This is a genomic window from Dyella sp. CR10 (genome assembly GCF_055814425.1).
Map to the genome: position 1 here is coordinate 3,871,158 of NZ_CP185986.1, position 9,485 is coordinate 3,880,642.

Annotated in this window: 7 protein-coding genes; 3 read left to right on the plus strand and 4 right to left on the minus strand. The window is 66.7% G+C overall.

The genetic code is table 11. The features are described 5' to 3' along the window. Positions 1-16 precede the first annotated feature (16 nt). Positions 17-1,258: an efflux RND transporter periplasmic adaptor subunit gene (locus tag ACNR9O_RS17440; protein WP_473686503.1), complete on the minus strand. Its 1,242-nt coding sequence runs from the start codon at positions 1,256-1,258 to the stop codon at positions 17-19. 239 nt (positions 1,259-1,497) lie between these two features. Between ACNR9O_RS17440 and ACNR9O_RS17445 the strand changes: the two genes are divergently transcribed. From ACNR9O_RS17445 to ACNR9O_RS17455, 3 genes are all read left to right on the plus strand, one after another. Beyond that, positions 1,498-2,184, plus strand: a complete 687-nt coding sequence (locus tag ACNR9O_RS17445) for a fumarylacetoacetate hydrolase family protein (RefSeq protein WP_473686501.1) — start codon at positions 1,498-1,500, stop codon at positions 2,182-2,184. Positions 2,185-2,288: 104 nt separating this feature from the next. Beyond that, positions 2,289-2,699, plus strand: coding sequence for a large-conductance mechanosensitive channel protein MscL (gene mscL, locus ACNR9O_RS17450; protein WP_473686498.1), 411 nt, complete (start codon positions 2,289-2,291; stop codon positions 2,697-2,699). A gap of 207 nt (positions 2,700-2,906) precedes the next feature. Further along, the gene (locus ACNR9O_RS17455; protein ID WP_473686496.1) at positions 2,907-4,349 is read left to right on the plus strand and encodes a M20/M25/M40 family metallo-hydrolase; all 1,443 of its coding nucleotides are present in this window, start codon (positions 2,907-2,909) and stop codon (positions 4,347-4,349) included. A gap of 227 nt (positions 4,350-4,576) precedes the next feature. On the opposite strand, the gene ACNR9O_RS17460 is transcribed toward ACNR9O_RS17455, so the two are convergent. The 3 genes from ACNR9O_RS17460 to ACNR9O_RS17470 form a co-directional block, all read right to left on the minus strand. Then, positions 4,577-7,678 carry an efflux RND transporter permease subunit gene (locus ACNR9O_RS17460; protein WP_473686494.1) on the minus strand — a complete coding sequence of 1,034 codons (3,102 nt, stop codon included), beginning with the start codon at positions 7,676-7,678 and terminating at the stop codon, positions 4,577-4,579. Positions 7,679-7,682: 4 nt separating this feature from the next. After that, positions 7,683-8,813: an efflux RND transporter periplasmic adaptor subunit gene (locus ACNR9O_RS17465; RefSeq protein ID WP_473686492.1), complete on the minus strand. Its 1,131-nt coding sequence runs from the start codon at positions 8,811-8,813 to the stop codon at positions 7,683-7,685. 192 nt (positions 8,814-9,005) lie between these two features. Further along, a complete protein-coding gene (locus ACNR9O_RS17470) occupies positions 9,006-9,470 on the minus strand; it encodes a MarR family winged helix-turn-helix transcriptional regulator (protein WP_473686490.1) in 465 nt (154 codons plus the stop codon). Positions 9,471-9,485 lie beyond the last annotated feature (15 nt).

A 9,485-nucleotide genomic window follows, 5' to 3' on the forward strand; every position in this document is an offset into this window, starting at 1 on the left:
GCGGCGATCGCCGCACTCAGGGATTGGCGGCGCTCTTCACGCGCGCGCCGTCTTTCAGTTCCGCCGGTGGCGACACCACCACCGTCTCGCCGGCCTGCACACCGGCCGGCAGCAGACGCATCTCGCCGTAGGCCTGCCGCGCCGGCTCGACCGCGCGCTGACGGGCCATGTCGTCGCTCACCACGAACACCGCATCGTGACCGTCGCGCTGCGCGATCGCGGCGGCCGGCACCAGCACGCCCTTGGGCGGCTCGGCGGCCTGCTTTGCCGCGGCCTGTTCCAGGAACGACACGCGCACGCCCATGTCGGGCACGATGCGCGGATCCTTCTGGTCCAGCGCCACGCGCACCTTCACCGTCGCCTTGCCGCGATCGGCGGCCGGCACGATGGCGATCACATGCGCGGGGATCTTCCAGTCCGGATACGCATCGAGCACCGCTTCGGCCGGCATGGCCGCCTTGACGCGGCCGATGTAGGCCTCGTTGACGTCCACGTCGATCTCGAGCGAATCCATGTCGACGATCGTGCCCACGCCCGTGCGGGTGAATCCGCCACCAGCCGACAGCGGCGAGATGATCTCGCCCACCTGCGCGGCCTTCACGGTGATCACGCCGGTGAACGGCGCGCGCACCACGGTGTAGTCGAAGTTCACCTTCGCCTGCGTGGCCTGCGCTTGTGCCGCAGCCGCCAGCTTGCGCTGCGAGTTGAGCTGGGCCTGGGTGGAGTTCACCAGCGTGCGCGCCTGCTCGTCCTGCTGCTTGGAGACCAGCCCGGTAGCGGCGAGGGTATGCATGCGCACGGCGTCGTGCTGCGCCTGGTCGAGCTGCGCCTGCAGCTGCAGGATCTGCGCCTCGGTGGCGCGGGCGTTCGCTTGGGCGGCGTCGAGCGCGGCGCGATAGGCGTTGTCGTCCAGGCGCGCCAGGACTTGATCCTTCTCCACCCGGTCGCCTTCCTCGAACAGCACATCGGTCAGCGTGCCGGTGATCTGCGCCGAGACGGTGGCCTGGCGTCGCGCAGTGATGTAGCCGGTCGCCTGAAGCACGGCACCCGGTCCCGCCGCCGCGCTGGGCGCGACCGCGACTGCGGTTTTCACTTCCAGGGGCCGCTTGCCCCACAGCATCCAGCCGGCGGCGCCGGCTGCCAGCAGCAGCACCAAGGCGCCGCCGACGATCCACGGCCAGCGGCCGGGAGCATGGCCCTGGTCCTCGCGCTGGTGGCGCTCGATCCGCAATTCCTTAAGCAGTTCCGCGTTCTTCACACCCGCTCCCCTACCGGCTATCCGATGGACCGGCACGATGGGGCAAGGCTGCAAATCCTTGCAGGGCGCCTCATCAGCCGATGGCAATGACAGGTGTCATCCGGGTACAGCCGGTGACCCGCCGTCTCCCTTGACGTCGAACCACGCGGTCCGAAATCGACACGGATATAGCGCCGCGGACGTCGGCGCGATAGCTGACGCGGCACGTATTCCCGCCGCGAGCTGCTAACCTTCGGCGCATGTCCTACGTCATTCCCGCCCCGCTCCAGCCCAGCCTGCCGGTATACGGCAGCGACCTGCGTTTTCCCGTGCGCCGCGTGTTCTGCATCGGCCGCAATTACGCCGACCACGCCCGTGAAATGGGCGCGACGGTGGAGAAGGACACGCCGCTGTTCTTCTGCAAGCCGGCCGACGCGATCGTCGCGGACGGCGCGGACGTGCCCTATCCGCAGGCCACCGCCGACCTGCACCACGAAGTGGAGATGGTGGTGGCTCTCGGAGCCGGCGGCCGTGATATCCCCGCCGACCGCGCCGCCGCGCTGGTCTGGGGTTACGGCGTGGGCCTGGACCTGACCCGCCGCGACCTGCAGGCGGTGGTCAAGGCCAAGAGCCATCCCTGGGAGGTGGCCAAGGCTTTCGACCACTCCGCCCCGATCTCGGCGCTGCGTCCCGCGGCTGACGCGCAGCTGTCGGCGACGACGCGCCTGCGCCTGGACATCAATGGCGCGATGCGCCAGCAGGCTGTCCTGGGAGAGATGGTCCACGACGTGCCCGGGATCATCGCGATCCTGTCCAAACTATTCGAACTGAAGGCCGGCGACCTCATCTTCACGGGCACGCCGGCCGGTGTCGCGGCGCTCCAGCGCGGGGATCGCTTTCACGCCGAACTGGAAGGCATCGCCACGCTCGAGGGCCGCATCGCGTAAACGGCTTCACCACACCGGCGGCGGCAAGCTGCAGCACGGGGAACGGCTGAGCTGGATCCGCCCTTCCTGGGGGCAACACCAACGAGAGAAAGAGGGAGAGCAGCATGGGCATGATCAAAGAGTTCAAGGAGTTCGCCATGCGCGGCAACGTCGTCGACCTGGCGGTCGGCGTCGTGATCGGCGGCGCGTTCGGCAAGATCGTCACGTCGCTGGTCGACCAGATCATCATGCCGCCGATCGGCATGCTCACCGGCGGCGTCGATTTCTCCGCGATGAAATGGGTGCTCAAGCCGGGCGACGACAGCGATCCGAAACACAAGGTCGCCGAAGTCGCCATTCAGTACGGCTCCTTCATCAACGTCGTGATCCAGTTCGTAATCATCGCCTTCGCGATCTTCCTGGTGGTCAAGGCCATCAACCGCCTGACCCGCCGCCAGGAAGCCGCGCCGCCGGGGCCGACGCCCACCGAAGCACTGCTCACCGAGATCCGGGACCTGCTGAAGAAGCAACCCTGACGACCGCAAGGCATCACGGAGAACGGGGAACACGGCACCGCCGGTTCCCCGTTTTTGTGGCTGCAATCAGGGCATAAGCGGGCGTGCCGGCGAGCGCATCGCGAGGGTTGGCATTTTTCTCGCACGCATGCGCCGCACTCGTGACTTCTGGCCTAAGCGGCTGACTCACGCGGCGCGATAATCGACGTTTACTCAGAGGAGTCCCCGATGCGCCGTCTGCCTCTCACCCTGCTCGCCGCCAGCCTCGCCCTGGCTACCGGCGCCTCCAGCGCCGCCGACAAGGCCACCACCATTCCGCAGTCCGCCGTAAAGACGGCCGAACAGCTGCGCGATAAGGCGATGGGCGACGATACCGGCTACAAGATCGTCGAATCGCTGACCACCGAGGTTGGCCCGCGCATCGCCGGCGGCCCGAACGACCAGCGCGCGCGCGACTGGGCCGTGGCCAAGTTCAAGGAACTTGGCTACGACAAGGTCTACACCGAGACCGTTACCTATCCGCTGTGGGAGCGCCGCAGCGAGCACGCCGCCATCGTCGGCCCGTTCCCGCAGCCGCTCGCCGTGATCGCCCTGGGCTACTCCGCCGGCACGCCCAAGGGCGGCCTCACCGCCGAGGTGGTGAAGTTCGACAGCCTCGATGCGCTGAAGAAGGCCGATCCGGCCAGCGTCAAGGGCAAGATCGTCTACGTCGACGCGAAAATGCAGCGCCACAAGGACGGCCACGACTACGGCATCGGCTCGGCCGTGCGCGTCGGCGGCCCGGTGATCGCGTCGAAGATGGGCGCCGCCGGCTTCCTGCTGCGCTCCGCCGGCACCGACGAGCACAGCCGCACGCCGCACACCGGCGTCACCGGCTTCCAGGATCCGAAGGACGCCATCCCGGCCGCCGCGCTGTCGCTGCCGGATGCCGACCAGCTCGACCGCGTGCTGGCCTATGGCAAGCCGGTCAGCATCAAGCTCGAACTCGACTGCGGCGTCACCGGCAGCTACACCGGCGCCAATGTGATTGGCGAAATCACCGGCAAGAAGTATCCCGACCAGGTCGTCGCCATCGGCGGCCATCTGGACTCGTGGGATCCGGGCACCGGCGCGATCGACGACGGCGCGGGTGTGGCGATTGCCATGGCCGCCGGCAAGATGATCCATGACCTGCCGCAGCGTCCCGACCGCACCATCCGCGTGATCGCTTTCGCCAACGAGGAAATGGGCCTGTGGGGCGGCCGCGCCTACGCCGACAAGCACGCGGCGGACGTGGCCAAGCATGTGCTCGGTACCGAGTCCGACTTCGGCGCGCGCAAGATCTGGCGCATGACCGCCAGCGTGAAGCCGGAGGCGCGCGGCGCCATCGAGCAGATCGCCAAGGTCATCGAGCCGGTCGGCGTGGCCTACGACCCGCAGAAGCCCGGCGGCGGCGGCTCCGACCTGTCGCAGATGCACGGCAAGGGCATGGCCGCCCTCACCCTCACGCAAGACGGCACCGATTACTTCGACTACCACCACACCGCCAACGACACGCTGGACAAGATCGACCCGCGCGAGCTGGCGCAGAACGTGGCGGTGTATGCGGCGTTCTCGTACATGGCGGCGCAGGCGGATGGCAACTTTGGTTCGGCGCCGGATGCGTTCAAGAACGATGGGGCGCATGACTGATCCGTGCGCTTGCGGTGAGTGAAAGAAAAGGGCGGCCCGTGGCCGCCCTTTTTTATGCCTCCAACCGCGGATTCCTTCTCCCTGTCGGGGAGAAGCTGCCGGCAGGCGGAAGAGGGGTGGGTGCTCGCAAAGGAAGCTAGACGAAGCGAGGCACGCTTCAAGCTCCCTCTTCCACGCTCCGCCCGCCCCTCACCCGCCCCCCCGAGAAGGAGATGAAGGGCTTCGCATCAATCCGCTTCGAGCGGCTTGCCGGGCTTCTGCTTCTTCGAGAACCGCGTCTGCACCCGATCCAGACACAGATAGATCACCGGCGTCAGATACAGCGTCAGCACCTGCGATACCGCCAAGCCGCCCACCACCGCCAGACCCAGCGGCCGGCGTGTTTCCGCGCCCGCGCCGATGCCCAGCGCGATCGGCAAGGTGCCGGCGAAGGCGGCCATCGTGGTCATCATGATCGGGCGGAAACGCACCTTGCAGGCTTCGTAGATCGCCACCGCCGGCGCCATGCCTTCGTCGCGCTGACGTTCCAGCGCGAAGTCGATCATCATGATCGCGTTTTTCTTCACGATGCCGATCAGCATCACGATGCCGACGAAGGCGAACAGGTCCAGCGAAGCGTTGAAGATCACCAGCGTCAGCAGCGCGCCCACCGCGGCGGCAGGCAGGCCAGAAAGAATCGTCAGCGGATGGATGAAGCTCTCGTACAGAATGCCCAGCACCAGGTAGATCACGAACACGGCCAACAGCAGCAGCAGGCCCATGCCCTGCATCGAATCCTGGAACGCCTGCGCCGTGCCCTGCACGCTGCCGCTGATCGTGGCGGGCAGGCCGATCCGGTTCATCGCCGCATCAATGCTGCCTACCGCCTGACTGAGACTGACGCCCGGCGCGAGGTTGAACGACACCGTCACCGCTGGCAGCTGGCCCTGGTGGTTCACCGTCAGCACCTGCGGTTTGCGCTTGAAGGTGGCTACCGTGTTCAACGGCACCAGCGTGCCGGCGTTCGAGGTGACGTAGAGCTGCGACAGCACGTTGGGGTCGTTCTGCAGCGAGCGCGACACCTGCAGGATCACCCAGTACTGCGTCGCCGCGCCGTAGATGGTGGAAATCTGGTTCTGGCCGAAGGCCGAACCCAGCGCCGATTGAACCTGCGCCATGGTCAGGCCAAGCGTGGCGAGCTTGTCGCGGTTGACTTCCACCATGATCGACGGACTGTTGAGGTCCAGGTCATTGGTGACGTCCTGAAAGCCCGGCAGCTGCTGGAAGGCCTGGGTGATGCGCGCGCTCCAGTCGTACAGCAGCGGCAGGTCGATCGACTGCAGCGTGTATTGGTACTGCGCCTTGGACTGGCGCCCGCCGACCTGGATCGACGGAGGATTCTGGATGTAGGTGCGGATGCCGGGCACCTGCGCGAACTTCTTGCGCAGCTCCTGGATGATCCCGCCGGGATTGAGGTCGCGTTCGCTGGCCGGCTTGAGCAGGAGCAGCAGCGAGCCGTTGTTGACCGTGCTGCGCGGGCCGCCCGCGCCCACGCTGGACATGTAGCCGGCGATATTGGGATCGTCCGCGACGATCTCGGCCAGTTTCTGCTGACGCGCCACCATGCTGTCGAAGGAAACGTCCTGCGGGCCTTCGGTGGTGACGCGCAGCTGACCGCTGTCGCCGGCGGGGATGAAATCCTTCGGCGTCACGTAGAACAGCAGCGCGGTCGCCGCCAGGCTCAGCGCAAAACCGGCCAGCACCAGCAGCGGCCGGTCCATGCACCAGCGCAGGCTGGACGCATAGCCGTTCTGCACCGCATTGAAGCCGCGATCGAAGCCGGCGATCAGCCAGTTCTTGTTCTCGTGGTCGTGCGCGCGGATGAAACGGCTGCACAACATCGGCGTGAGCGTGATCGCCACGATGCCGGAGATAAGGATCGAAACGCTGATGGTCACCGCGAATTCGTGGAACAGGCGCCCCACGATGCCGCCCATGAACATCACCGGGATGAACACCGCGATCAGCGACAGCGTCATCGAGAAGATGGTGAAGCCGATCTCGCTGGCGCCCTTGAGCGCGGCTTCGTACGGCGGCAGGCCAGCCTCCATGTGGCGCACGATGTTTTCCAGCATCACGATCGCATCGTCAACCACGAAGCCGACCGCAAGCGTGAGCGCCAGCAGCGAAAGGTTGTCCAGGCTGTAGCCCAGTCCGTACATCACGCCGAAGGTGCCGATCACCGAGATCGGCAGCGCGACCGCGGGAATCAGCGTGGCGGAGAGATTGCCCAGGAACAGGTAGATCACCAGCACCACCAGCACGCCGGCCAGCACCAGGGTGAACTGCACGTCTTCCACCGATGCGCGGATGGAGATGGAGCGGTCGTACAGCGTATTGAGTTTTACCGACGGCGGCAGGCCGGCGGTGAAACCCGGCAGCAGCGACTTGATGCGGTCCACGGTCTCCACCGTGTTGGCGCCCGGCTGGCGCTGGATCGCCAGCACGATCGCTCGCTCGCCGTTGTACCAGCTCGCCGCCTGGTCGTTCTGCACGCTGTCGAACGCGCGACCCAGGTCGCGGATGCGCACCGGCGCGCCATTGCGATAGGCCACTACGATGTCGTTGTACGCCTCGGCGCGCAACAGCTGGCCATCGCTGCGGATCGGCAACTGCTGGCGCGTGCCGTACAGCGAACCGGTGGCCTGGTTGACGTTGGCCGAAGCGATGGCGTTCTGCACCTGGTCGATGCCCACGCCGGTGCCGACCATGCGCTCCGGTTCCACGCTCACGCGCACGGCGTACTTCTGCGAACCGTACACGTTGACCTGCGCGACGCCATCGACCATCGACAGCCGCTGCGCCAGTTCGGTCTCGGCGTACTCGTCCACCTGCGACATCGGCAAGGTCGACGAGGTCATGGTGAGGAACAGGATCGGCGCGTCGGCCGGGTTCACCTTGCGGAACGTCGGCGGCGTGGTCATCTCCTTGGGCAGCTGGCGCTGCGCGGCGGAGATGGCCGACTGCACGTCCTGCGCGGCACCGTCGATGCTGCGGTCCAGCTCGAAGGTAAGCGTGATGCTGGTCGAGCCCAGCGCGCTGGTCGAACTCATCGAGCTGATGCCGGCGATGGTCGACAGCTGCGCCTCCAGCGGCGTGGCCACCGCCGAGGCCATGGTTTCCGGCGACGCACCCGGCAGGTTGGCGCTGATGCTGATGGTGGGGAAGTCGACGTTGGGCAGCTCGTTCACGGGCAACCGCGGATACGCGGCGATGCCGAACACCAGCAGCGCCGCCATCAGCAGCGTGGTCATCACCGGGCGGCGGATGCACAGCTCGGGCAGATTCATGACATCAGCCGCCCGTCTTGACGCGCGCGCGGGCGCCGTCGACCAGCAGCATCTGGCCTTCCGTCACCACCTGCTCGCCCGCCTCCAGCCCCTTGTCGATGACAAGCCGCGGACCGGCGACCGGCCCCGGCGTGACATAGCGCTGCTGCACCTTGCCGTCATGGCCGAGCACGAACACGAAGCTACCCTTGGCCGAGCTCTGCAATGCCTCTACCGGTACCGTCACCGCGTTGGCGATGCGCGTCGTCGGCAGCGTGACCTGCACGAACTGGCCTGGGGTGAGGCGATGGTCGGCATTGTCGAAGCGGCCTTTCACCACGATGGTGCCAGTGGTGGCATCGACCGCGTTGTCGATGAATTCCAGTACGCCCTTCGGTGCTTCGCCCTTGTCGCCAGGCACGGTCACTTGCACGGGCACGTCGCCGCGCGCCTGCGCGGCGCGCACGGAAGCGAGGCTCTCCTCGGGGATGCTGAAGGCGACACGCACCGGTTCGATCTGGTTGAGCACGACGAGGTCGGTACTGTCGGCGGTCACCTGCGCGCCGGGCCAGACCAGCGGCGAGCCGATCACGCCGTCGAACGGCGCGCTGATGTGGGCGTAGTCGAGCTGGGTCTGCGCCGTTTCCTGCGCGGCCAGGTCGCTCTGCAGCGTCGCCTTGGCGATCGCCAGATTGGCTTGGTAAGTGTCGTAGTCGGCTTTGGACACGAAGCCCTTGGCAAGCATCTCGCTATAGCGATGCTGATCGGCCTGCGCCTTGAGCAACTGCGCCTGGTCGCGCGCCACCGCGCCGCGGGCCTGGTCGAGCTGCGCCTTGAGCAGGCTGGGGTCGATCTGGATCAGCAAGTCGCCCTTCTTCACCTGGGCGCCGGGCTTGAAGGCAAGCGTCTGCAACTGGCCGGACACGCGCGAACGCAGGGTCACCGTGTACCAGGCCTCGGCGCGGCCCACCAGCTTCAGGCTCAGATCCACGTCGCCGCGCGCGGCGGTCGCTACTTGCACGGGTACTTCGCTACCTTGCGCGGCGTCGGCCTTGCCCAGCGATGGCGTGGCATCGTGGCGGCCACGGAACACGATCATGGCGACACCCAGCAGCGCCAGCGCCAGCACGATCAGGAGCAGTTTCTTCCAGGGCATGGTGACTCACTATGTCGTTCGGGCCGCCCCCGATTCCGGCAGGGACGAGGCGCGGACTGCCCGCGATCCTTCGCAGGGCACGAGGCCGTGCGTCATGCACGCCAAAAAGACCCGTACTATGCCGGCTGAATTCCCTGCCATGACAAGGACTGATGGCACTGGTCAGCCGGCCGTCACCATGCGGACCGACGGCTAAGCCTCCGGCGGTTCCTCGCCTTCGGCCGTCTGGTCCAGCGCCTGCAGGTTTTCCTTGATGCGGTTGAGCACGTCCATCGCCTGCTGCATTTCATGCAGCTCGATGCCCTTAGTGGCGTCTTTACGCAAGCCGCGGCCGATCAGTTCCATGTCGGCGATGACGCCGCGCGCCTGCTCGGTGACGTAGAGGCGCCAGGCGCGGCGATCGCGCGGATCCGGGCGGCGCTCCACGAAACCGGCGGCCTGCAGGCGGTCGATCACGCGCCCCACGGCGATCGGCTCCATTTCCAGGAATTCGGCCAGCTCGGTCTGCCGCAGTCCTTCGCGGTGATACAACACCTTGGTCGCGCGCCACTGGGCGCGCGTCAATCCGAATTTCACCGCGCGCCGATCGAAATGCTTGCGGAACAACAAGGTGACGTCGTTGAGCAGGTAGCCGAACGAGATGTCTTCTGTCTTCATGCGAGTCCAAGAACC